Origin of the sequence: Sphingomonas insulae, from assembly GCF_010450875.1 — a bacterium.
GTDB classification, from domain to species: domain Bacteria; phylum Pseudomonadota; class Alphaproteobacteria; order Sphingomonadales; family Sphingomonadaceae; genus Sphingomonas; species Sphingomonas insulae.
This window is the reverse complement of sequence record NZ_CP048422.1, coordinates 847,529-870,231: the sequence shown is the minus strand read 5'-3', so window position 1 is coordinate 870,231 and position 22,703 is coordinate 847,529. Positions and strand designations below refer to the sequence as shown.

Here is a 22,703-nt window from a genome sequence, read left to right as displayed (position 1 = left end):
ACGCGCCTTCGATCGGGCCGATCCTGTCTTATATACAGGCTTGCGCACGCTTCGCATCCCGCCTGCCGTGCCGTTACGGGTCACCGATCATGCAAGGAGCAACGGCATGGCACCAGGACACGTCGAATTCTCGCGTCGCGGGATGCTGGTGAGCGGGGTCGCATCGGCCGCCGTCACCGCGCTGCCGGTCGAGGCAGGGGTGCCCGGGCCGGCGGCACCGCCCGCGACCATGCCGGTGTCGCTGACGGTCAACGGCAAACGCCACGACCTGACGCTCGATACGCGGACGACGCTGCTCGACGCCTTGCGCGAACATCTGCACCTGACCGGCACCAAGAAAGGCTGCGACCATGGCCAGTGCGGCGCCTGTACCGTCATCGTGGACGGCGCGCGGATCAACGCCTGCCTCAGCCTTGCCGTGCAGCACCAGGGCGATGCGGTGACGACGATCGAGGGGCTCGGCGCCCCCGGCCGGCTGCATCCGATGCAGGCGGCCTTCGTCAAGCATGACGGCTATCAGTGCGGCTATTGTACGCCGGGACAGATCTGTTCGGCGATCGCGGTGCTGGACGAGATACGGCGCGGGGTGCCGAGCCATGTGCAGGGCGACCTGACGGCGAAGCCGGGCTTTACCGACATCGAGATGCGGGAGCGGATGAGCGGCAACATCTGTCGCTGCGGCGCCTATTCCAACATCGCCGAGGCGATGGCCGAAGTCGCCGGAGAAACGGCATGAAGAGTTTCACCTACGACCGCGCGACGAGCGCGGCCGGTGCGGCCGCGGCGGTGGCCCGTGCACCGGGCGCGATGTTCCTGGCCGGGGGCACCAACCTGCTCGACCTGATGAAGCTGGAGATCGCGACGCCGACGCAGCTGATCGACGTGCAGGACCTGAAGCTGGACCGGATCGAGACGACGCCGGACGGCGGCCTTCGCATCGGCGCGTTCGTCAGCAACACCGCGCTTTCCGCCCATGCGGTGGTGCGGCGCGACTATGGCGTGCTCACCCGGGCAATCCAGGCGGGCGCCAGCGGCCAACTGCGGAACAAGGCCACCACGGCGGGCAACCTGTTGCAGCGCACCCGTTGCCCGTATTTCTATGACACCAACATGCCATGCAACAAACGCAAGCCCGGTTCGGGCTGTCCGGCGATCGGTGGTTGTTCGCGGCAGCTCGCGGTCGTGGGCGGTTCCGACCAGTGCATCGCAACCTATCCGGGCGACATGGCGCAGGCGATGCGGGTGCTCGACGCGACGATCGAGACGGTGAAGCCGGACGGGACGACCCGCGCGATCCCGATCGCCGACTTCCACCGCCTGCCCGGGGCGGCGCCCGACAGGGACAATGTGCTGGAGCATGGCGAACTCGTCACCGCAGTGACCCTGCCCGCGCCGATGGGTGGCCGGCATTTCTATCGCAAGGTGCGCGACCGCGCATCCTATGCCTTTGCCCTCGTGTCGGTGGCGGCGGTGATCCAGGAGGACGGCACCGGCCGGGTATCGTTCGGCGGCGTCGCGCCCAGGCCGTGGCGGGTGGAGGCGGCCGAGGCGGCATTGCCGCAGGGTGCCGCCGCCGTCACGCGGCGGGCGTTCGCCGATGCGAAGCCGACCGACGACAACAGGTTCAAGATGACGCTGGCGACGCGCACGCTCGCTGCCGTGATCGCCCAGGCAAAGGCGGAACGACCATGAAGTTCGACACGCCCGCAGGCGCGAACCCGACCGACCGGATGGCGGTACTGGGCAAGCCGATCGACCGCTACGAGGCGCGGCTGAAGACCACCGGCACGGCGACCTATGCCTATGAGTGGCAGGATGTCGCCCCCGGCTTCGCTTATGGTTACGTGCTCGGTGCGTCGGTGGCGAAGGGGCGGATCGCCGCGATCGACACGCGGGAGGCGGAACGCGCGCCCGGCGTGGTCGGCGTCGTCACTTACCTGAACGCGGGCAAGCCGGGCGTCGGCAAATTCTACGTCCAGCAGATGCTCGCCGCGCCGGAGGTCAATCACTATCACATGCCGGTGGCCGTCGTGGTGGCCGACACATTCGAACAGGCGCGCGCCGCCGCGGCGCTGATCCGCGTCGACTACACCCGCACCGATGGCCGTTACGACCTGGCTGCCCAGGCGGCGAGCGCGCCGGTGCCGCCCGACGGCGAATATGGCGGACCGAACGAGAAGCGGATCGGCGATTTCGCCAGCGCGTTCGCCGCCGCACCGGTCAAGGTCGACCAGACCTATGTCGTGCCCGATCAGGCGCATTGCATGATGGAGCCGCATGCCACCATCGCGCGGTGGGACGGCGACCGCGTGACCTGCTGGACGTCGATCCAGCAGATGAACTGGGGCACGCGCGATCTGGGCCTGATCCTGGGCATCCCCAGGGAAAACGTGCGGTTGCATTCGCCCTATATCGGCGGAGGTTTCGGCGGCAAGGGGACGGTGCAGGCCGACCTCGCGCTGGCCGCCATCGCTGCCCGCGTGGTGAAACGTCCGGTGAAGATCGCGCTCCAGCGCCCGTTGATGTTCAACGCGACGATCCACCGCCCGAAGACCATCCAGCATATCCAGCTGGGCGCGGGCCATGACGGGCGGATCACCGCGATCCTGCACGACAGCGTCAGCGGCAACCTGCCCGGCGGGCGGACCGAACCGTGCGTCACCCCGACGCGGGGCTGTATGCGGGCGCCAACCGCCTGACGCGAATGCGGCTGGCGACGCTGGACCTTGCCGAGGGCAATGCCATGCGCGCGCCGGGCGAGGCACCGGGGCTGATGGCGCTGGAGATCGCGATGGACGAACTCGCGGAAAAGCTGGGGATGGACCCGGTGGAGCTGCGCATCCGCAACGACACGCAGGTCGATCCGGAGGATCCGGCCAGGCCCTTTTCCACCCGGGCGTTCGTCGCATGCCTGCAAGAGGGGGCGTTGCGTTTCGGCTGGGACAGGCGCAACGCGCGGCCCGGTGCGACGCGAGAGGGCGAGTGGCTGATCGGCCATGGCGTGGCGGGCGCGATCCGCGGCGGCAAGATCGCCAAGGCCGGCGCCCGCGCACGGCTGGGCCGGGATGGCCGGATGACGATCGAAACCGACATGACCGACATCGGCACCGGCAGCTATACCGTGGTGCAGCAGACCGCGGCCGAGATGATGGGCGTGGAACCGGACCGGATCCTGGCGAAGCTGGGCGACAGCAGTTTCCCCGAAACCCCCGGATCGGGTGGCCAGCAAGGCGCGCCGTCGGTGTCGGCCGGCGTCTATGCCGCCTGCGTCGCGCTGCGCGAGGCGGTCGCCCAGCGGCTGGGGTTCAACACCGCCGAGGTCGATTTCGTCGATGGCCACGTGCGCAGCGGCAACCGGTCGGTGCCGATCGCGGATGCGGCGAAGGGCGGCGAGATCGTCGTGGAGGACACGATGACGTTCGATAAGCTGGCGGACCAGTTCAACCAGCAGACCTTCGCGGCGCATTTCGCGGAAGTGGCGGTGAACGCCTACACCGGCGAGACGCGGGTACGCCGCGTGGTATCGGTGTGCGCGGCGGGCCGTATCATCAATCCCAAGACCGCGCGCAGCCAGGTGATCGGCGGCGTCGTGATGGGCATCGGCGCCGCGCTGACCGAGGAGATGGCGCTCGACACGCGGTTCGGCTTCTTCGTGAACCACGACCTTGCCCAGTATGAGGTCCCGGTCCACCTCGACGTACCGCATCTCGAGGCGCATTTCATCGACGAGGTCGATCCGACCATCTCGCCGGTCAAGGCGAAGGGGGTCGGCGAACTGGGCCTGACCGGCGTGGCGCCGGCGATCGCCAACGCCGTCTACAATGCGACGGGCGTGCGGGTGCGGGACTATCCGTTGACGCTCGACAAGTATCTCGACCGGCTACCCGACATCGCCTGACCCGCGCGTATATGGCTGCTGATGCTCGCCGCGCCCGCGCCGACGGCGCAGAAGAGGTGATGCGGCGAACCACCCGCGGCGATGAGCATCGCAAGGTGCCATCCGCGGGCATGTCGCATATCGTGCGGGCGAACGATCGCTGCGAGGATGCCATGATCCGTATTGCACTGCCCGTATCGCTCGCCGGCGCCGGGTCCGCCGCCGGGGGCGAGGGATGCGAGGCGTGCCGGCCGGCCGTCACCCGGGCCGGCACATGCGCGGCACTATCCGGTCCGGCCGGGCATGTCATGCGCCGGGTATCGGTCGTACCGCCGGTGCGATCGGTTGCGCCGGGGAATGACGGCCGGATCGTCGTCGGGGGCATATCGGTGGACGACCCGGCCTGTCGCGCCGGCCGCGGCGCGCGCTGAGCGCATGCCGGTGCCTTCCAACCGATCCGACCTTGGCGACTTCGCCTGTTTCCTAGCGATCGCGCGCCATCTGAACTTCCGCCGCGCCGGGCTGGAGCTTGGCGTCACCACATCCGCGATCAGCCATGCGCTGAAGGGGCTGGAGGCGCGGCTGGGCGTGCGGCTGGTCAATCGCACCAACCGTTCGGTGACACTAAGCGCGGCGGGCGAACAATTGCGCGCGGCGATCGATGGCCCGTTCGCGGCGATCGGCCAGGCGGTGGACGACCTCAACCGCTTTCGCGAGCGGCCGGGCGGCCGCATCCGCCTCAACGTCGTCGCCGATGCGGCGGCGCTGTTGCTGGCGCCGGTGATGGGCGCGTTCGCGACGCGCTATCCGGAGATCGAGGTCGATATCGTCGCCAGCAACCGCATGGTCGACATCACCGGCGAGGGGTTCGATGCCGGTATCCGCCACGGCGGCACCGTGCCCGAGGATATGATCGCGCAACGCCTGTCGGCCGATCTGCGCTGGATCGTGGCGGGCGCCCCGCAGTATCTCGAACGGCACGGCACGCCGGAACACCCGGACGACCTGCGGCACCACCGCTGCCTGGGCGTGCGGCTGGGCGACGACAGCGTCTATCGCTGGGAATTCACGGGGCCGGACGGCGATCGCGATATCGCCGTGCCGGGCCACATCACCGCCGATGACAGCCGGACGATGATGGCGATGGCGATCGCGGGGGCCGGACTGACCTACGGCACGCAGGCCGCCATGGCGCGAGAGGTGGCTGCCGGCCTGTTGCGCCCGGTGCTGAGCGACTGGGCCGTCACCGGCCCCGGCTATCACATCTATTATTCGAGCCGGCGACAGGTGCCGACGGGGATCCGGCTGCTTGTCGATCTGATCCGCGAACTGCGGCCGATGGGGCTGTGAGCGGGTGACGATCGTCATGTCCTGCCCAAGGGGCGGGACCGGGCGGTCGCCCGTTACGGACCCGACGATCGTGCGCCCGCCGCTGCGATCGACCGGCGCAGGCGGCCTGCGAGATCGTCCAGCGTCACCGCGTCCAGACACGTTTCCACCGGTTCCGACGATCGCAGCACGTCTGCGATCGCCAGTTGCGTCTGGGTGATCCGATCGATGTCCTGCAGGCTCTGCATGTGACACCGCAGCGTGTCCGGGTTCCCGGCGAGATCGTAGGCGAGATCGGCGAGCAGCGAGGTGAGGCCGACCAGCTCCTCCGCCAGCGCATGCGCCAGCGCCGGTTGCACGCCGCCGTCCGCTGCCGTGGCGGCCACCATGGCGATCGGACGCTCGATCACTTGCTGCACAGCTTCAGGATGCTACGCGGCAGCTGGTCGGCAGGCACCAGCTGCGCCGCGATGCGCCGAGACAGGACGTAGCCGTCGACGCGCTTTTCGGCCGGGACGATGCAGTAACTGCCCCCCGCCTGCAACGCGCGGATACCGGCATCGCCATCCTCGCCGTCCGCACCCAGCAGCAGGCCGATCGCCTCCGCCCCCGCCGCCTTGGCCACCGAGGCGAACAGGATCGAGATCGACGGCCGCTCGCCCGCGACCGGATCGCGCGGCAGCATCCGCAACGTGCCGTTCGGCCATCCGTCGACCACGACATGATGGTCGCCGGGGGGCGCCAGATAGATCGTCCCCTGCTCCACCGCCATGCCGTCCTCGGCCAGGACGATGCGGGGCGCGATCGTCTCGGCGAGCTTGTCGATCATCGTTCCCGCCAGCCCTGCGCCCAGATGCTGGACGACGACCGTCGGCGGACAGTTCGCCGGAAGGCTGCCGAACAGGTCGAACAGCGCCTGCGTCGCCGCGGCCTCGCCGCCGATCGCCAGCACGCGTCCGTTCCAGTCCAGCGGCGGTGCCGGCACCACCTTCGTCGTCGCGGCGCCCTTCACCGCGGCACCTTTGGCGGCCTTGATTCGCTTGCCGAGCTTGGCGAGGATCTTGTCGAATTCGGCCGCCACCGCGACCTTGGGCTTGGGGAAGCAATCGATGGCGCCCAGCCGCAACGCCTCCACCGACGCCTCGGCGCCCGCTTCGGTGCGGGTCGAGAACATGATGACCGGCATCGGGCGTTTCTCCATGATCTCGGCGAGATATTCGATGCCGCTGATCCCCGGCATCTCGACGTCGAGCGTCATGACGTCGGGGGACAGCTGTTCGCACATCGTGCGCGCTTCGTCGGCGCCATCGGCGGACCCGACGACGGCAACGCCGGGAATACGTTCCAGCGCGCCGGACAGCAGCGCGCGCATGGTGAGGGAATCGTCGACGACGAGAACTTTGACGGGTGCGGCCATGGCCTATTGTCCTTGCAGGATACGTGGGGGGCTCAAGCGGCGTCGGCGAGCGGAAGGGCGGTATCCACGAGCCGGTCGAGCGCGAGCACCAGGATCAGCCGCTCGTCGATCGTCGCGAGTCCCTCCAGGAAATTCGCCGCCGGCGTCTCGCCGATATCGGGCAGCGCCTGCATGCCGTCCGCCGGGATGGTGACGATGTCGTTGACCGCATCGACGATCAGGCCCTGCAGTTGTTCGCCGATCCGCACGACGATGATGACGTGGCGCGACGAGGGGTCGGTCATGCCCCACCCCAGCCGATGGCTGAGGTCGAGCACCGGCAGCACGACGCCGCGCAGGTTGACGACGCCGCGCACGTGGGGCGGGACGTTGGGCAGCGGCGTCGCGGGCGACCAGGCGCGGATTTCGCGGATCGCCATGATGTCGACGCCGAGGACCTGTTCGCCGATCTGGAAGGTGATGAGCTGACGGGACATGGGCAATTCCTCAGTGCAGCACGCGACGGATCGCCGCGGCCAGCTTGTCGGGGTGGAAGGGCTTGACGATCCAGCCGGTCGCGCCGGCCGAGCGGGCGCGCTGCTTCTTCTCGTCGGAGCTTTCGGTGGTCAGCACCAGGATCGGCAGGTTGCGGTGCCGGTCCTGTTCGCGAAGCTTCTCGATCAGGCCGAACCCGTCGAGCCGCGGCATGTTGATGTCGGTGATCAGCAGGTCGGGTGCGAGGCCGCCGAGCCGGTCGAGCGCCTGGAGGCCGTCCTCGGCCTCCAGCACCTTGTAGCCAAGGTCGGTCAGCGCCGCCCTCAGCAGCATGCGCATGCTGGGCGAATCGTCCACGGTCATGATCGTGCCGGACACGGAATTTCCTTCGTTGGGGATGCGTTGGGCGGATTGGGTCATCAGAAGAACTCGACGTCGCCGATCGACGCGGCGGCGGCGGGTGGCGGTGCGACGATCCGGGGGCGTTCGGCGGGGCGGTCGGTGGCGATGCGGCACCGCGCCAGGCCCAGCGTCGGACGGAATTCCACCCGCCGGGCGCCATGGCCGCCGACATCCTCGCCGACCAGCGCGATGCGCTCGTCCCGCAGGAAGCGACGCGCGAACAGGGCATTGGTCGCGCCGATGTCGCGAAAGCCGTCGCGCAGGCTCGCGCCGCCATAGATCCGGGCCTTCAGGTTGGTGCGCGTCGCACCCATCGCCATCATCGCGTTGATCAGCACCTCCATCGCATACACGCCGTAGCGCTGGAGCGAGCGGACGTCGGTGTCACCGCTGCCGGGCTCGGCCAGCAGGAAGTGGTTGAGGCCGCCGACCCGGGTCACCGGATCGAACAGGCAGGCGGAGATGCAGCTGCCGAGCACGGTCGTCATGACGACGCCGGGATTGTCCGACACCTTGGTCTCGCCCTGCATGATGGTGATGCGCTTCAGCCCGTCGACCGGCGCCGGCAGCGCGCTCACGCCCGGCACCCGGCGAGCAGGCGCGCGGCGATCCGCGACAAGGGCAGTTGCACCGTCACCGCGCCGATCTGCCGTGCGGCGGCCGGCATGCCGTAGACGACGCAGCTGTCCTCGTCCTGACCGATGGTCATCGCTCCATTGTCCTTCATGCTCTTCAGTCCTTCGGCGCCATCCGCGCCCATGCCGGTGAGGATCGCGCCGACCGCCGATGCGCCGGCCCAGCGGGCGACCGACAGGAACAGCCGGTCGACCGAGGGTCGATGGCCGCTCATCTTGTCGTCCGCGACCAGCCGGCAGCGCCGCAGCGCGTTGCCGGTGATTTCGGTGTGATGCGATCCGCCCGGCGCGACATAGACGTGGCCGGCCTGTAGCGGTGCACCCGTTCGCGCGACGCTGACCTGCGGCGCGGACAGGCGATCCAGCCGGGCGGCAAAGGTCGGCACATAGCTTTCGGGCATATGCTGGACGATCACCGTCGGCGGGCAATTGGCCGGAAAGCCGGACAGCAGTTCGATCAGCGCCTCGACCCCGCCGGTCGACGATCCGATCGCGATCATCGCATCCGCGCGCGGGACGAAGTCGCCGGTGGCGGGCTTGGGCGCGATGGCGCGCGGCCGCACACGGCTTCTGGCGGCGGCCTTCACCAGCCGTGCGAGGCCCTCGCCGAACGCGCCGTCATGCAGCTGTCGCGGCTTTTCGTAGCAATCGAACGCACCGAGTTCGAGCGCCCTGATCGAGGCATCCGCGCCGCGGCCGGTCAGCGTCGACAGCATCACCACCGGCATCGGCCGCAGGCGCATGATCTTGTCGAGGAAGTCGAGCCCGTTGCGGTCCGGCATCTCGATATCGAGCGTCAGCACGTCGGGGTCGAGCGCCTTGATCATCTCGCGCGCGGCGTTCGGGCCATCCGCGGTGCCGACGATCGCGATATCGGGGTCGCGCGACAAGGCATGCGACACCATCGCGCGCATCGTGGCGGAATCATCGACCACCAGCACGCGGACGGGGCTGCCCCCGGTCATGCCGCCACCTTCTGGAAGGTGGTGCGACCGACGCAGGTGAAGCCCGGCGCGACCGAGGCCGACAGCCGTTCGGAATGGCCGATGTACAGGAACCCACCGGGGGCGAGGCGTTCGGCAAGCCGGGTCTGCAACCGCTCCTTGGTCGGTTCGTCGAAGTAGATCATGACGTTGCGGCAGAAGATCGCGTCGAATCGACCGCGCATCGGCCAGTCTTCCAGCAGGTTGAGCTTGCGGAAGGCGACACGCTCGCGGACCAGCGGATGCACCTGTGCGGCATCGCCGTCGCGCGTCATCCAGGTTTCGCGCAGCGTGGTCGGCACGCCCGACGCGGTGTCGAGGGCGTAGCGACCGGCCTTTGCGGCCGTCAGGATCTCGGTCGACAGGTCGGTGGCGAGGATGCGCAGGTCGGTGCGCGACAGGCGCTGGCCGTTGCCCCGCTCCTTGCCGAACATCGCCATCAGCAGCGAATAGGGTTCCTCGCCGCTCGAACAGGCCGCCGACCAGATCCGCACCTTGCCGCGAGTGCCGAGCCGTTGGTCGAGCGCCGGCCAGGCATGCTCCAGGAAATGGTCGAAATGATGCGATTCGCGAAAGAAGCTGGTGTGGTTGGTGGTCAGCGCATCGATCGCGCGCGTCCGTTCGACCGGGTCGCGGTCGATGAGCGCGATATAGTCGGCGAAGCGGGTGAGGCCGCTCGCCCGCACGCGGGGGGCGAGCCGGCCATAGACCAGCTGCATCTTGCCCGGCGGCATCAGGATGCCCGCCGTTTCGTAGACGAAGGCGGCGATCGCGGCGTGATCGGCGGGATCGAAGCGGAATTCGGTGGCGCGCGGCGCGACGGCGGCGGTCATGCCGCCATCCCCAGCGGCGCCGTACCGAGCCGCGGGTCGCGCCGCCAGCGCGAGATCAGCGCATCGACGTCGAGGATCAGCGCGACACGGCCATCGCCGAGGATGGTGGCGCCGGCAAGGCCGGGAATGGCCGCGTAATTCGCCTCAAGGCTCTTCACCACGACCTGGCGCTGGTCCTGGATCGAATCGACCATCAGCACGGCCTGGCCGGTGTCGGATTCGACCACGATCAGCACCGCGCGGGACGGATCGGTCTGCGCGCCCTCGATGCCGAGCTGTTCGGCGACGCGGTGCACCGGCACGTACGAACCCCGCACGTCGAGCAGCGATGCACTGGGACCCAGCACCTTCACGCCGTCGTCGGACGGGCGCAGGCTTTCGACGATATGGCCGAGCGGAATGACGAAGGTCTGGTCGCCGACGGTGACGATCATGCCGTCGAGCACCGCCAGCGTCAGCGGCAGCGACAGCGCGAAGCTGGAGCCTGAGCCGAAATTGGAACTGATGCCGATCCGGCCGCCCAGCGCCTGTACGTTCTTGCGCACGACGTCCATGCCGACGCCCCGTCCCGAGATGCTGGAGACGGTCGCCGCGGTCGAGAATCCCGGTGCAAAGATGAGGTTGTCGACCTCCTCGTCGCTCAGGATCGCATCGGCGGCGACGATGCCCCGCTCGATCGCCTTGGCGCGGACGCGCTTGCGATCGATGCCGCGGCCGTCGTCGGCGACGGTGATGACGATACGGCCGGAATGGTGCACCGCCGACAGCGTGACGACCCCCTCTTCGGGCTTGCCCGCGGCCAGTCGGTCGGCCGGCGTTTCCAGCCCGTGGTCGACGGCGTTGCGGATCAGGTGGGTCAGCGGTTCGCCGATCCGCTCGACGACGGTCTTGTCGACCTCCGTCATCTCGCCGACGATATCCAGCCGGACGCGCTTGCCGGTTTCCAGCTCCAGTTCGCGGATGATGCGCGGCACGCGGCTGAACACCGTCTTCATCGGCTGCGCACGGATCGCCATCGTCGATTCCTGCAATTCGCGCGTCAGATGGTCGAGGTCGGTCAGTTCGCTGATGCCGGCCATGCCGTGTTCGGACAGGCGCTGCGCCAGCATCGCCTGGGTGATGACCAGTTCGCCGACCAGGTTGACCAGCCGGTCGAGCTTGTCGAGGTCGACGCGGATCGTCTGCGCCGGCGCCGACACCGCGGCGCGCGGCGCGGCGATGTCGACCGGCTGGCCCGTGGCCATGGGCGCGGCGGGACGGTCGTCCTCGACCGGCGGATCGATCGGATCGGCGGCGGCGGGCAGCGCGGGCTCGTCGAGCAGGTCGATCGCTGCGACGCCCGCGTCGATCGGCGGGGTTGCGGCTGACGGGATCCGCTCCACGACCAGTTCGCAGGCGCCGACGAATTCGAAGATCGAGCGGATGTCGTCATCCGATGCCGCCGCCGGCACGATCGCCGTCCAGCCGAGATAGGCGCGTTCCGGGTCGAGGGCGTCGAGCAGCGGCAGGCGCGACACGTCCGCAGCGAGCACGTCGCCATCGAGCATGCCGAGTTCGCGCAGCAGCAGCAGCGGGTCGCCGCCATTGTCCAGCGCGTCGGTGCCCGGCACGAAGGTGACCTGCCAGTCGCCCTCCGCCGACGGCCTCGCCGGCGCGGGCGCGTCGCACAGCGCGAACAGGTCGTCGAAGCCATCGGCGCTCGCGGCCGGGCCTGTCGCCGGGAGCGAGGCCGTGGCCGTGGCCGTGGAGGCAACCGGCAGCGGAGCCGGCACCACCGACGCCGCGACCAGGCGCGCCAGCATCGCACCGTCCGCCGGGGGATCACCCTGGTCGCGGGCGGCCGCGACATGGTCGGCGAGCATGTCGAACGCACCGACGATGGTGCCGAGCAGGTCGGACGACAACGTCAGCGTGTTGTTGCGGACGAGGTCGAGCAGCGTTTCATATTCGTGCGTGAATGCCTGCAACCGTTCGTGCCCGAACGCCCCCGCGCCGCCCTTGATCGAATGGACCGCACGAAAGATCGTGTTGATCGTCTCGGGGTCGTCGTCGCCCTGGCGGACGGTGGCGAAGCTCGCCTCCATCATGGCGAGGCCTTCTTCGCATTCCTGAAAGAAGATCTGCTGGATCTCGTCGAGGTTCATCGTCAGGCCTTTGCGGCAGCGGTTGCGGCGACGGGGGACAGTGCGTCGGCCAGCCCGGCGAGGTTCATCATGCGGACCATCGCCTCGCTGGGATTGATGATTCCGAACCCCAGGCCGTGGGCGATCGCGCTCAGCCGTGCGGACGCCAGGACCTGCAGACAGGCCAGCCCGATCCGCGATACCTCGACGCCGTCGCACTGAAGGTCTTCGCGCCGCTCGATGCGGCCGAGCAACGTGTCGCGCAGGGAACCGGCAGCCCCGGTATCGAGGGCATTGGGCAGCGGATGGGCTGGCATGCGTGTCTTCCTTCGATCAGCGGCTGGATCAGAATTCCGACCAGTCGTCCGTGTCGACCGCGACCGCCGCCGATCCGCTGCGGCGCAGCTGAGTGGCGATGTGCCGGCCGGCATCGGCCGCACGCTGTTGCAGCTGGTGCACCACGGGCCGGGCGGCCGGTGCGGCGGCGGCATGACCTTCGCCCGCATCGATCCGGAACCGCGCGATCTGGCGGGCCAGTTCGTCGGCCTCGGTCGCCAGGCTGCGCGCGGCGGCGGTCGATTCCTCGACCATCGCGGCATTCTGCTGGGTGACGCCGTCCATCTCGCTGACCGCCGTGTTGACCTGTTGCAGGCCGGTCGCCTGCTGTTCGGCCGCGACCGCGATCTGGCCGACGAGCGTGTTGATCTCCGCGATGCGGACGATGATGCGGTCCAGCGCCTTGCCGGTTTCGCTCACCAGTTCCACGCCGTTGTCGACCTGCTGGGTCGATGCGGTGATGCGGGTCTTGACGTCCTTGGCGGCGTCGGCGGACCGCTGCGCCAGGGCGCGGACCTCGGATGCGACGACGGCAAAGCCGCGGCCCGCTTCGCCGGCACGTGCCGCCTCGACACCGGCGTTGAGCGCCAGCAGGTTGGTCTGGAACGCGATGCCGTCGATGACCGAGATGATCTCGGAAATCTCGTTCGAAGCGCGCTCGATGTCGGCCATCGCCTGCACGGCGCGGCGAACGACGTCGCCGGACCGCTCGGCTTCCACCCGCGCTTCCTCGACCACGCCGTTGGCGCGGACGGCGCCAGCCGCCGTCTGGCGTACGGTCGAGGTGATCTCGTCCATCGCCGCCGCGGTCTCCTCCAGGCTCGCGGCCTGCTGTTCCGTGCGCTGCGACAGGTCGTCGGACGCCTGGCGGATGTCGGTCGCGCCGCTGTTGATGCCGTTGGTCGCGTCCGTCACCGCGGTCATCGTCGATGCGACGGCGTCCAGCGCGCGATTATAGTCGATGCGCAGTCGCTCGTAATCGGCGGGAAACGCCTGTTCGATGCGATAGCTGAGGTCGCGCGCCGCGAGCCGGGTAAGCCCTTCGCCCAGCGCCCCGACGACCAATCGTTGCGCCTCCGCCGCGGCCTGGACCTGATCGGCGTTCTGCTTGAACACCTCCATCGCCCGCGCCATCCGGCCGACGCAATCGCGATATTCGGTAAAGGCGATGGCGCTCGTCAGGTCTCCTGCCGCCAGTCCTTCCATCCGAACCACGGTGGCGACGTACGGATTGCTGATCATCCTCCCGCTCAACAACACCATCGCGATGGTGCATGCGAACAGCGCGATGGCAGATGCGATGTAGATGTCGGCCGTGGCCGGCGTGGCCTTCGCGGCCAGATAGGTGGTGACGATACCTGCGGCAGCCACCGTGCCGTGGGCGGCCAGGAGCACCTTGAACTTCGTGCGTATTGGCGCCTTCTTCTCAAACCACGAGAACATCCGCTGATCCTTCGCTGCCATGGCGGACCATCCCGACCATGGCTGAGGACCGCGCGGCGATCCCCCTGACGACCCGAGTAAGACCAAAACGGACAATTTTTAGTTAATCATGTCCACAATGAGCATAAGCTTTCGAATGTTGCGGATGCCCCCGCCCGCTGCCATCGCAACGGTCGGCGATGGCAATCGTCCGTGATCGGATTACATCGTCGCGCATGGCCACAGAGACGATCGTTCAGCACCGCCCACGCTGCAGCTGGGCGCAGGGCAATCCTTTGCTGGCGGCCTATCACGATGCGGAATGGGGCGTCGCCGAGCATGACGCCCGTGCTTTGTGGGAAAAGCTGATGCTCGACGGGTTCCAGGCGGGGCTGGCCTGGATCACCATCCTGCGCAAGCGCGACGCGTTCCGCGCCGCCTTCGCCGGGTTCGATCCGGCCCGCGTCGCCCGGTTCGGACCCGGCGACGTCGACCGGCTGATGGCCGACGCCGGCATCGTGCGGTCGCGCGCCAAGATCGAGGCGACGATCGGCAACGCCCGCGCTTTCCTGGCGATGCGCGCGGCGGGCGAGGATTTCGCCGCCTTCTGCTGGAGCTTCGTCGACGGTCGCCCGATCGTGAATGGGGACGACGCGCCGCGCACTCGTTCCCCCGCATCGGAGGCGCTGTCGGCCGCGTTGAAAGCGCGCGGCTTCACATTCGTCGGGCCAGTCATCGTCTATGCCTGGATGCAGGCGTGCGGGCTGGTCGACGATCATGAACCGCAATGCTTCGCTCATCGCAGCGCCGGCACGCACCGTGCATCACCGGATCGTGCGGCGTGATTCGGTCATCCCGCCACGACCGATCCGCATCAGGTCGGATCGACATTCAACAGCGCGACGGCATTTGGACCAGCTTGCTTTCCGGCGGAGGCCGGGGAGGTCAAAGGCTGAACGTCGATACACCCTAGCGCCTCCGCGCCCTCACGCGGTCACGCCCTGCTCCACCATGCCGCGCCGCCGCGCCCAACCGTGGACGGCGCGTGCCGCACGATCGTCGACTGCCGCCCAGCGGCAGTTGCTCGCGCAGAACGGCGCATCCGCATCGCGACGGACCAGCTTGGTGCCGGCGGGCCGTTCGCCCATGTCCGCCAGGAAATCGGCGAAATCGTCGCGCCAGCGGGGGCAGATGGCGGTCGCCGCGGCCGGACGCATCGCCTGCCACGCCCGGTAGGTGGGCTCGTGCCGCCTGTCGGCGCGGTGGCCGTGCCGGGTCAAACGCGCCGCGCAGACCTCGCGATGCAGGCATCCGCAGCTCGCGGTGCCACCGGACCGCACGTTGCCGCCCTTCGCCACGACCTCGCGCCCGCAATCGCAGCGGAACAGCCAATGGGCGTGGCCGCTGGCGCTGCGGTGATCGAACGCCACGCCGACCAGTCGCCCGAACCGCAGGCCGGTCATGTCCACCCTGACCTTCTTCGTCATCCGCAAGCCCACCCATGTCTATATCTCGTCGGATATAATCATCGGCACAGGGATAAGGTTCAAGCCCGATGCGTTGAGCCGCCTGAACCACCGGTTTGGAGTATCCGTCGGTATGATCGAGGCGCTGGGCGACGCCGTCGGACCGTCCCACGTGTGGCCGCCGCCGCAGGTCGATCGCGACGATACCGCCGGCCAACGAGGCCCGCACCGACGCCCCTCGACTGGCATACGGCCGGACGGACGCGCGACGAACCGCAACTGCCCGTCCACCGGCCGCGCCCACGCGCGCCGCCGACCACCGCAACCCGCATCCTCACCATATCGTTCGGAGCCATCCTCATGAAGACCAAGGGCAATACCATCCTGATGACCGGCGGCGGCAGCGGCATCGGCGAAGCGCTCGCACACCGCTTTCACGATCGCGGCGATACCGTCATCATCGTCGGCCGCCGCCAGGACGCGCTCGACCGCGCCGCCGCCGGCCGGGCGAATATCCACACCGCGACGCTCGACGTCGAGGATGCCGCGGCGGTCGCGGCCTTCGCCGGGCGGATCGTCGCCGACTTCCCGGCCCTCAACGTCCTGTTCAACAACGCCGGTATCATGACGTTCGAGGATTTGACCGGCCACCGCGACCTCGCCGATGCCGAAACGACGGTGGCGATCAACATCCTGGGGCCCATCCGGCTGACGAACGCGCTGATCGACCATCTGGTGCGGCAACCCGATGCCGCGATCGTCACCGTCACCTCGGGCCTCGCGCATGTGCCGATGATCGCGGCGCCGACCTATTCGGCCAGCAAGGCGGCGATCCATTCCTATACCGTGTCGCTGCGCACGCAGCTGGCCGACAAGGTGGAGGTGATCGAGCTGGTGCCGCCGGGCGTGCAGACCGACCTGACGCCGGGCCAGGCGGACCGGCCGGGCTATATGCCGCTGGAGGCGTTCGCCGACGCCGTCGCCGCCCAATTCGCGCAGACGCCCACCCCGTCCGAAATCTTGGTCGACGAGGTGCAGTTCCTTCGCCAGGCGGAACGCGAGGGCCGTTTCGATGCGACGCTGAAGACACTGACCGAACGCGCCGCCCGACAGCGCGCCGGCGACGCCGCGTGACGCCGGGCGGTCCGGACGCGCACGAGGCGTCCGGACCGCCCTTCATCGGCTACATCCCCGCCGCGGTCGGACGCACGATCACCTCGTTGATGTCGACGCCCTCGGGCTGCTCCAGTGCATAGCGGATCGCCCGTGCGATCGCATCGGGCGTCAACGACTTCTCCCGCCAGCCGGTCAGGGCGGTGGCGATACCGGGATCGGTGATGTCGTTGCCCAGTTCGGTCGCCACCACGCCCGGCGAGATGATGGTCGTGCGGATGTCGTCATGCTCCTGCCGCAGACCTTCGGTGATCGCCCAGACCGCATATTTGGTCGCGCAATAGACCGCAGCGCTCGGCATGACGAAGTGCGCCGCGATCGATGCGACGTTGACGACATGGCCGCCGCCCTGCCCGACGAAGCGGGGCAGCACCGCGGCGATGCCGTTCAGCACACCATGGATGTTGACGTCGATCATCCGCGTCCATTCGTCCTGCTTCAGCGCGGCGAGCAACGACAGCGGCATCACGCCGGCGTTGTTGACGAGGACGTCGATCCGCCCGAACCGCGCCTCGGCCGCATCGGCGAAGGCGGCGAAGTTCGCCGCGTCGGTGACGTCCAGCGCCTGCCACGCGACTTGCTCGCCGTATTCCGCGGCCAGCGCCTCCAGCCGGTCGGTGCGGCGCGCACCGATGAACAGCCGCGCGCCCGCGGCGGCAAGTTCGCGCACCGTCGCCTCGCCGATGCCGCTGGAGGCGCCGGTGATGAGCACGGTCTTGTCGATTGCGTCGGTCATGATGTGTCCTTTCCTGTCGCCGTTCGTGGCCGAACCCAAATGGCGCCGGATCGTCGCGCAGCGTGAGAACGATCCACCGAACCTGTTGCCCGATCCTCCGAACGATCGCTCGATGCGCTTGCACGACGGCCCCGCGCCGGGGCAATGGGAATGCCATGGACCGGATCGACGATCTCGCGGCGCTGATCGCGCGACACATCCCGCACACGGGCATGACCGGCACGGCGCTGGCCCGCGTGTCGCTGTTCCGCGCCGACGAACCGACGACGCCACTACCCGCCGTCTATGATGCGTCGCTTTGCCTGATCGCCCAGGGTGCCAAGCGGGTGTCGCTCGGCGATCGCAGCCTGGTCTACGATGCGGCGCATTACCTGCTCGTGTCAGTCGACCTGCCGCTGGTCGGCCATGTCATCCAGGCGGACCCCGACGCGCCCTACCTCTGCTGCAAGATCGACATCGATCAGGCCGCGCTGGCCGACCTCATCCTGTCCGGCGCCGCCGCAGGGCCGCGTGCCGACCTGCCGGCGCTCGCCGTGTATCACAGCGATGCCGACCTGATCGACGCCGCGATCCGGCTGATCCGCCTGCTCGACCGGCCCGCCGACATGGCGGTGCTGGCGCCGTTGATCGAACGGGAAATCCTGTATCGCCTGTTGCGCGGGCCGCACGGCGCCGCGCTGCGCGCGATGGCGGTCGCCGACAGCCACCTCAACCAGGTCGGCCGCGCCATCGCGACGATCCGCACCGGCTTCGATCGCCCGCTGCGGATCGATGCCATCGCCGCCGCCGCCGGCATGAGCCCGTCCTCGCTGCACCAGCATTTCAAGGCGGTGACGCGAATGACGCCGCTCGCCTACCAGAAGCAGCTGCGCCTGCAGGAAGCGCGGCGGCTGATGCTGTCCGGCAACACCAGTGCCGGCAGCGCCGGCTTCGCGGTCGGCTATGAAAGCGCCACGCAATTCAACCGCGAATATGCCCGCCTGTTCGGCGCGCCGCCACGCCGCGACATCGAACGGCTGCAGGCCAGCGGCGATCTGCTCACCCCGGTGTGACGGGCGCGCCGCCGGCGGCCACACCGACGCCACGCTTGCTAATTGGAGCCCGAACGCCCATCTGTGGTGTTCGCACAGTCGCACATCGACGGTCCACCGCGCGTTTCCTGGCGTCGACCGTCCTTCCCTGCCGTTCCATTCCGCTGACGAGGTCCCCGATGTCCAGCGACGCCACATTCTTCCGCAAGCAGGCCGATCAGGAGCGCAGCAACGCGTCCGAAGCGAGCCTCGACAATGTCCGCGACCGTTGCGAACGCGCCGCGCGTTCGTGGGAAGCGATGGCCGCGCGCGCCGAACGGACGGAGGCGATGCGCGACCAGCGCGCCGCCGCGACCCGAGCCGCCAGCACATTGGCGACGGCCACCGACGGGGCGTGATCCACACCCGCGTCACGCCGCTGCGGGGGCAGCGGCGGCGCATGAGACATTGACCCGCGGCGCGACCTTCCTCGCCGCGCTCGCCGAACGTCCGGTGATCACCGATGGCTGGCCCGAAGGACGCCAGGCGCGTGTCCGCGCGCGCTTCCTTGCCAATTGCCTGCGCGAACTGGATCGATTCCTGCACGGCCTGCTCGACGAACTGGGCGCCTCGGCGGGCCATGTCGTGCGCGAGGACCAGCGCAACACCGCCAACAAGCTACGCGCTTATGGTGTGCCCGCCGCGGGCGTATTCGCGACCGGCGGCGCGCTGGTGTCGGCGGACGAGGCCCGGCTGCGCGCGCTCGGCCGGTCGAGCGCCTGTCTGATCCACTGCAACGGCTGGGTCCGCCGCCCCGACGTCGCCGGCGGCGACACGATGACGGTAGGCTGGCGCGAGACGTCCGGCCCCGCCCTTGCCCGCTATGCGCTCGGCACGCGGCTGGCACCGGGCGCGGCGGAGATCATCGATGTCTGCGGCTTCTACGACCGGCTCGGCGATCGGCTGTTGCTCACCTCGCCGCTGGCGGCCTGACGGCGGCCGCCCGCCGCAGCGCGATCAGCCCCGCGATCCCAGCAGCGCGGTCATCGCCGTCGCCGCCGCCTGCCACGCGACATCATGGTCGCGGCACCAGGCGTCGTCATAATAGGTGCACGCATAGCGGTCGCCGCCGTCGCACAGCAGCGTGACGATGCTGCCGGTCTCGCCCGCCGCAGCCATGTCCACGACGATCCGCGCACAGGCGTGGAGGTTGGTTCCGGTCGATCCGCCGACGTGCCTGCCCAGCACCGCCGACAGGGCGCGCATCGCGCCCAGGCTGTCGGCATCCTCCACCGCGATCATCCGGTCGATGACCGAGGGGACGAAGCTCGGCTCGACGCGTGGCCGCCCGATCCCCTCGACCCGGCTCGCGCAGCCATCGGGCAGGGCGGTGACGCTGCGGTCGGCAAAATGGCGGTGGAACACCGAATGCACCGGATCGGCGACGCACAGCCGCGTCGCATGCCGCTGATAGCGGATGAAGCGCCCGATCGTCGCCGACGTGCCGCCGGTACCCGCCCCGCACACGATCCACCGCGGGATCGGATGCTCCTCATGCGCCATCTGCGCGAAGATGCTCTCGGCGATGTTGTTGTTGCCGCGCCAGTCCGTCGCCCGCTCGGCATAGGTGAACTGGTCCATGTAATGCCCGCCCGTCTCGGTGGCGAGGCGGTGCGCCGCCGCATGGACGGCGCGCGGATCGTCGACCGCGTGGATCTCGCCGCCATAGAACCGGATCGCATCCAGCTTGGGCGCCGCGGTGCGTGCCGGCACCACCGCGATGAAGCGCAGCCCCAGCATGCGTGAGAAATAGGCCTCGCTGACCGCGGTCGATCCCGACGATGCCTCGATCACCACCGTGTCCGGCCCGATCCACGCATTACACAGCGCGTACAGGAACAAGGATCGCGCCAGCCGATGCTTCAGGCTGCCGGTCGGGTGCGAACTCTCGTCCTTCAGGTACAGCGTGATGCCCGGAAAGCGCGGCAGTTCCAGCCGGATCAGATGCGTGTCCGCCGACCGGTTGTAATCCGCCTCGATCCGCCGCACCGCCTCGGCATGCCACTGGCGATCGGTGCTAGCGGCGGCACGGTCGCGAACGATCATCTGGTCCATGCCGGCCCTATACACCGGCGCCCGGCCGACGCCACACGTCGGGCGCGGTCCCGCCGGCCCGCCACCACTTTACCGGCGCCCACCATTTCTGTGTCGCACCGCGCGCGCCACACCCTACATTCCCGTCCATGACAGGGATTTTCCGCAACATGACTCGCCCGTCCTTCGGCGTGCAGGTGTTCGTCGGCATGGCGATCGGCCTCGCGCTCGGCTTCGTCGCGCGCACCTATGGCGTCACCGGCCTCGCCGACGGATTGAAGATCGTCGGCGACATGTTCGTCCAGCTGCTGAAGGCGCTCGTCGTCCCGCTGGTCTTCACTGCCATCGTCGCCTCGATCGCCGCGCTGCGCGATCTCAACAACGCCGCGCGGCTGGTCGCCGGCACCTTCGTGTGGTTCGGCATCAGCGCGCTCGTCGCGGTGTCGATCGGGCTGGCGCTCGGCACGATCCTGCAACCCGGTGCACATGCCGGGGTCAGCGCCGCCGCGGCGATACGCCCCGACACGGCGGGATCGTGGCTCGACTTCCTGCGCGGGCTGGTGCCGGTCAACATCCTCGGGCTCGAAGCGTCGACCAGCCTCGCCGATGGCGCGGCGAAGACCAGCCTGTCGTTCAACGTGCTCCAGCTCATCGTCGCCGCGGTCGCGATCGGCGTCGCCGCGGTGCGCACCGGCGATGCCGGCGCACCCTTCCTCGCCTTCAACGCCTCAGCGCTCGCGATCTTCCGCCGCATCCTGCGCTGGGTCGTGCGGCTGACCCCGATCGGCACCGGCGCCCTGCTCGGCAGCGCGATCGTCCGCTACGGCTGGCAATCGCTGTCGGCACTCGGCACCTTCGCCATCGCCGTCTATATCGGCCTCGGTCTCGTCCTGTTCGTCGTCTATCCGCTGCTGTTGCTCGCCAACGGCATGAGCCCGCGGCGCTTCTTCGCCGCAGCATGGCCGGCGATCCAGCTCGGCTTCGTCTCGCGCTCGTCGATCGCGACGCTGCCGGTCACCGAACAGGTCGTCGAACAGGGGCTGGGCGTGCCGCGCAGCTACGCCGCCTTCGCCGTGCCGTTCGCGGCGACGACCAAGATGGACGGCTGCGCCGCCATCTATCCCGCGGTCGCCGCACTGTTCGTCGCGCAATATTACAATATCCCGCTGCACGGCACCGACTATCTGCTGATCGTGCTCGTATCGGTGCTGGGTTCGGCGGCGACCGCCGGCCTGACCGGCGCACTGGTGATGCTGACGCTCACCCTGTCCACCCTCGGTCTGCCGCTGGAGGGTGCGGGGCTGCTGCTGGCGATCGACCCGATCCTCGACATGGGGCGCACCGCGGTCAACGTCGCCGGACAGGCGCTGATTCCCACGATCGTCGCCAAGCGGCAGGGGCTGCTGTCCGCGACGACCAATTCCAACACCGGGGCCGCGCTCGCCTGAACGCGCCGTTGGCCGCAGTGACGGTCAAGCTATTGAGAACGCATAGAAATCCGGCGGCGCTGTCCTACAGCCCGCCGGCCATGCTAGCGCGGATCGACATTCAGCCTTCTACCTCCCGGCGGAGGCCGGGAAGCAAGCTGGTCCAAATGCCGCTTCGCTGTTGAATGTCGATCCGACCTAGCGCTGCCCCCTTGTCGGACCCGCTCTTTCTCTTCCCCGCGTGGCGGGGGCCTGCCCCCCTCCACGAGTGCGACTTTCGTAACTTTCAGCCCGCGGCGAGCGGTGCGAAGCGGCAGACCTGGCGGCCGATCAGGCGCAGCTGATCCACCACCGCCGGGTCGCTCGCCCCGCCCTCGTCGTCGAACTTGGTGATCTGCGTATTGATCGCGGCGGCGAACGGCGTCGGCCAGCCGCGCAGCGCGTGGACGATCGATCGCAGCGCCGCGATCGTCGATCCCGTTGCCTGCCAGCCATAGGCGGTGGCGATCAGCCCGACCGGCAGGTCGGCCAGGTACGGCCGCTCGTCCCTCGCCGTCTCTTCCAGCAGGTCGAGCGCATTCTTCACCACGCCCGATATACTGCCGTGATAGCCGGGACTGGCGATGATGACCGCCGATGCCGCGCGCACCGCCGCGACGAAGGCCTGCTCGTCCGGCGTCCGGGTCGTCGCCTTGGGATCGTACAGCGGCAGCCGCGCCATGTCGGCGCCGCCGAACATGCGCGTGCGGAACCCCTCGCGCTCCGCTGCGTCCAGCGCGATCCGCAGTGCGCGTTCGGTCGACGACACCCCGCCGATCGTGCCGCCGATACCCACGACGAGAGGAGCGGCGACGGGGGGAGCGGCGGGCGGGGCGGGGTTCGGTTCAGCGGCCATACACCGGCGATAGCGTCAGGACGGCCGCTGGGCCAGCGGCTTGGGCCATGCGCTGGCGTTCCGCCGTCGGC

The 22,703-nt window shown here is 69.1% G+C and carries 24 protein-coding genes and 1 pseudogene; 11 read left to right on the top strand and 14 right to left on the bottom strand.

Annotated elements, in window-relative coordinates:
- Nucleotides 1-106 precede the first annotated feature (106 nt).
- The 5 genes and pseudogenes from paoA to GTH33_RS05745 all read left to right on the top strand — a co-directional run bounded on the left by paoA (nucleotide 107) and on the right by GTH33_RS05745 (nucleotide 5,227).
- A complete protein-coding gene (gene paoA / locus GTH33_RS05765; protein WP_163957556.1) occupies nucleotides 107-736 on the top strand; it encodes an aldehyde dehydrogenase iron-sulfur subunit PaoA in 630 nt (209 codons plus the stop codon).
- Nucleotides 733-1,692 (top strand): FAD binding domain-containing protein, encoded by a 960-nt coding sequence (locus GTH33_RS05760; RefSeq protein WP_163957555.1) that lies wholly within the window; start codon nucleotides 733-735, stop codon nucleotides 1,690-1,692. The genes paoA and GTH33_RS05760 overlap by 4 nt, the downstream gene beginning before the upstream one ends.
- Nucleotides 1,689-3,898: pseudogene (gene paoC / locus GTH33_RS05755) on the top strand (aldehyde oxidoreductase molybdenum-binding subunit PaoC). Before GTH33_RS05760 ends, paoC begins: the two are co-directional and overlap by 4 nt.
- Nucleotides 3,899-3,909: 11 nt before the next feature.
- Entirely contained in the window at nucleotides 3,910-4,308 is a 399-nt protein-coding gene (locus tag GTH33_RS05750; protein ID WP_163957553.1) for a hypothetical protein, read from the top strand.
- Between the two features lie 4 nt (nucleotides 4,309-4,312).
- Nucleotides 4,313-5,227 carry a LysR family transcriptional regulator gene (locus GTH33_RS05745; RefSeq protein WP_208404118.1) on the top strand — a complete coding sequence of 305 codons (915 nt, stop codon included), beginning with the start codon at nucleotides 4,313-4,315 and terminating at the stop codon, nucleotides 5,225-5,227.
- A gap of 53 nt (nucleotides 5,228-5,280) precedes the next feature.
- On the opposite strand, the gene GTH33_RS05740 is transcribed toward GTH33_RS05745, so the two are convergent.
- The 10 genes from GTH33_RS05740 to GTH33_RS05695 are packed head-to-tail and all read right to left on the bottom strand — an operon-like array spanning nucleotide 5,281 to nucleotide 13,873.
- Nucleotides 5,281-5,625, bottom strand: coding sequence for a hypothetical protein (locus GTH33_RS05740; protein WP_249055005.1), 345 nt, complete (start codon nucleotides 5,623-5,625; stop codon nucleotides 5,281-5,283).
- Nucleotides 5,613-6,623, bottom strand: coding sequence for a chemotaxis protein CheB (locus GTH33_RS05735; RefSeq protein ID WP_163957551.1), 1,011 nt, complete (start codon nucleotides 6,621-6,623; stop codon nucleotides 5,613-5,615). Before GTH33_RS05735 ends, GTH33_RS05740 begins: the two co-directional genes overlap by 13 nt.
- Nucleotides 6,624-6,655: 32 nt before the next feature.
- On the bottom strand, nucleotides 6,656-7,099 hold the full coding sequence (locus GTH33_RS05730) for a chemotaxis protein CheW (RefSeq protein ID WP_163957549.1): 444 nt from the start codon (nucleotides 7,097-7,099) through the stop codon (nucleotides 6,656-6,658).
- 10 nt (nucleotides 7,100-7,109) lie between these two features.
- On the bottom strand, nucleotides 7,110-7,475 hold the full coding sequence (locus tag GTH33_RS05725) for a response regulator (protein WP_163957547.1): 366 nt from the start codon (nucleotides 7,473-7,475) through the stop codon (nucleotides 7,110-7,112).
- A 41-nt stretch (nucleotides 7,476-7,516) separates the two neighbouring features.
- Nucleotides 7,517-8,029: a chemotaxis protein CheD gene (locus GTH33_RS05720; protein WP_163959630.1), complete on the bottom strand. Its 513-nt coding sequence runs from the start codon at nucleotides 8,027-8,029 to the stop codon at nucleotides 7,517-7,519.
- Between the two features lie 44 nt (nucleotides 8,030-8,073).
- Nucleotides 8,074-9,099, bottom strand: a complete 1,026-nt coding sequence (locus GTH33_RS05715; protein ID WP_208404116.1) for a protein-glutamate methylesterase/protein-glutamine glutaminase — start codon at nucleotides 9,097-9,099, stop codon at nucleotides 8,074-8,076.
- Nucleotides 9,096-9,950 carry a CheR family methyltransferase gene (locus GTH33_RS05710; protein ID WP_163957545.1) on the bottom strand — a complete coding sequence of 285 codons (855 nt, stop codon included), beginning with the start codon at nucleotides 9,948-9,950 and terminating at the stop codon, nucleotides 9,096-9,098. The genes GTH33_RS05715 and GTH33_RS05710 overlap by 4 nt, the downstream gene beginning before the upstream one ends.
- Nucleotides 9,947-12,094, bottom strand: coding sequence for a chemotaxis protein CheA (locus tag GTH33_RS05705; protein ID WP_163957543.1), 2,148 nt, complete (start codon nucleotides 12,092-12,094; stop codon nucleotides 9,947-9,949). The genes GTH33_RS05710 and GTH33_RS05705 overlap by 4 nt, the downstream gene beginning before the upstream one ends.
- Before the next feature lie 2 nt (nucleotides 12,095-12,096).
- Nucleotides 12,097-12,390, bottom strand: a complete 294-nt coding sequence (locus GTH33_RS05700) for an STAS domain-containing protein (RefSeq protein ID WP_163957541.1) — start codon at nucleotides 12,388-12,390, stop codon at nucleotides 12,097-12,099.
- Between the two features lie 28 nt (nucleotides 12,391-12,418).
- Nucleotides 12,419-13,873, bottom strand: a complete 1,455-nt coding sequence (locus GTH33_RS05695; RefSeq protein WP_243848357.1) for a methyl-accepting chemotaxis protein — start codon at nucleotides 13,871-13,873, stop codon at nucleotides 12,419-12,421.
- A 194-nt stretch (nucleotides 13,874-14,067) separates the two neighbouring features.
- Here GTH33_RS05695 and GTH33_RS05690 point away from each other — a divergent pair, with 194 nt between their 5' ends.
- Nucleotides 14,068-14,676 (top strand): DNA-3-methyladenine glycosylase I, encoded by a 609-nt coding sequence (locus GTH33_RS05690; RefSeq protein WP_163957539.1) that lies wholly within the window; start codon nucleotides 14,068-14,070, stop codon nucleotides 14,674-14,676.
- A gap of 141 nt (nucleotides 14,677-14,817) precedes the next feature.
- Here GTH33_RS05690 and GTH33_RS05685 read toward each other — a convergent pair whose 3' ends face one another.
- Nucleotides 14,818-15,318, bottom strand: coding sequence for a hypothetical protein (locus tag GTH33_RS05685; protein ID WP_166753176.1), 501 nt, complete (start codon nucleotides 15,316-15,318; stop codon nucleotides 14,818-14,820).
- A gap of 339 nt (nucleotides 15,319-15,657) precedes the next feature.
- Between GTH33_RS05685 and GTH33_RS05675 the strand changes: the two genes are divergently transcribed.
- The gene (locus tag GTH33_RS05675) at nucleotides 15,658-16,431 is read left to right on the top strand and encodes an SDR family oxidoreductase (protein WP_163957534.1); all 774 of its coding nucleotides are present in this window, start codon (nucleotides 15,658-15,660) and stop codon (nucleotides 16,429-16,431) included.
- A 49-nt stretch (nucleotides 16,432-16,480) separates the two neighbouring features.
- Here the strand turns inward: GTH33_RS05675 and GTH33_RS05670 are convergent, their stop codons facing one another.
- Nucleotides 16,481-17,206 carry an SDR family oxidoreductase gene (locus GTH33_RS05670; RefSeq protein WP_163957532.1) on the bottom strand — a complete coding sequence of 242 codons (726 nt, stop codon included), beginning with the start codon at nucleotides 17,204-17,206 and terminating at the stop codon, nucleotides 16,481-16,483.
- 155 nt (nucleotides 17,207-17,361) lie between these two features.
- Here GTH33_RS05670 and GTH33_RS05665 point away from each other — a divergent pair, with 155 nt between their 5' ends.
- The 3 genes from GTH33_RS05665 to GTH33_RS05655 all read left to right on the top strand — a co-directional run bounded on the left by GTH33_RS05665 (nucleotide 17,362) and on the right by GTH33_RS05655 (nucleotide 19,209).
- On the top strand, nucleotides 17,362-18,258 hold the full coding sequence (locus GTH33_RS05665) for an AraC family transcriptional regulator (protein ID WP_163957530.1): 897 nt from the start codon (nucleotides 17,362-17,364) through the stop codon (nucleotides 18,256-18,258).
- 158 nt (nucleotides 18,259-18,416) lie between these two features.
- The gene (locus GTH33_RS05660) at nucleotides 18,417-18,635 is read left to right on the top strand and encodes a hypothetical protein (protein ID WP_163957528.1); all 219 of its coding nucleotides are present in this window, start codon (nucleotides 18,417-18,419) and stop codon (nucleotides 18,633-18,635) included.
- Between the two features lie 49 nt (nucleotides 18,636-18,684).
- A complete protein-coding gene (locus GTH33_RS05655) occupies nucleotides 18,685-19,209 on the top strand; it encodes a hypothetical protein (protein WP_163957526.1) in 525 nt (174 codons plus the stop codon).
- Nucleotides 19,210-19,233: 24 nt separating this feature from the next.
- Here GTH33_RS05655 and GTH33_RS05650 read toward each other — a convergent pair whose 3' ends face one another.
- Nucleotides 19,234-20,331: a PLP-dependent cysteine synthase family protein gene (locus tag GTH33_RS05650; RefSeq protein WP_420853549.1), complete on the bottom strand. Its 1,098-nt coding sequence runs from the start codon at nucleotides 20,329-20,331 to the stop codon at nucleotides 19,234-19,236.
- Nucleotides 20,332-20,459: 128 nt separating this feature from the next.
- On the opposite strand from GTH33_RS05650, the gene GTH33_RS05645 reads away from it, so the two are divergent.
- Nucleotides 20,460-21,758: a dicarboxylate/amino acid:cation symporter gene (locus tag GTH33_RS05645; protein WP_420877068.1), complete on the top strand. Its 1,299-nt coding sequence runs from the start codon at nucleotides 20,460-20,462 to the stop codon at nucleotides 21,756-21,758.
- A gap of 265 nt (nucleotides 21,759-22,023) precedes the next feature.
- Here GTH33_RS05645 and GTH33_RS05640 read toward each other — a convergent pair whose 3' ends face one another.
- A complete protein-coding gene (locus GTH33_RS05640) occupies nucleotides 22,024-22,632 on the bottom strand; it encodes an NADPH-dependent FMN reductase (protein WP_163957525.1) in 609 nt (202 codons plus the stop codon).
- Nucleotides 22,633-22,703: the final 71 nt, after the last annotated feature.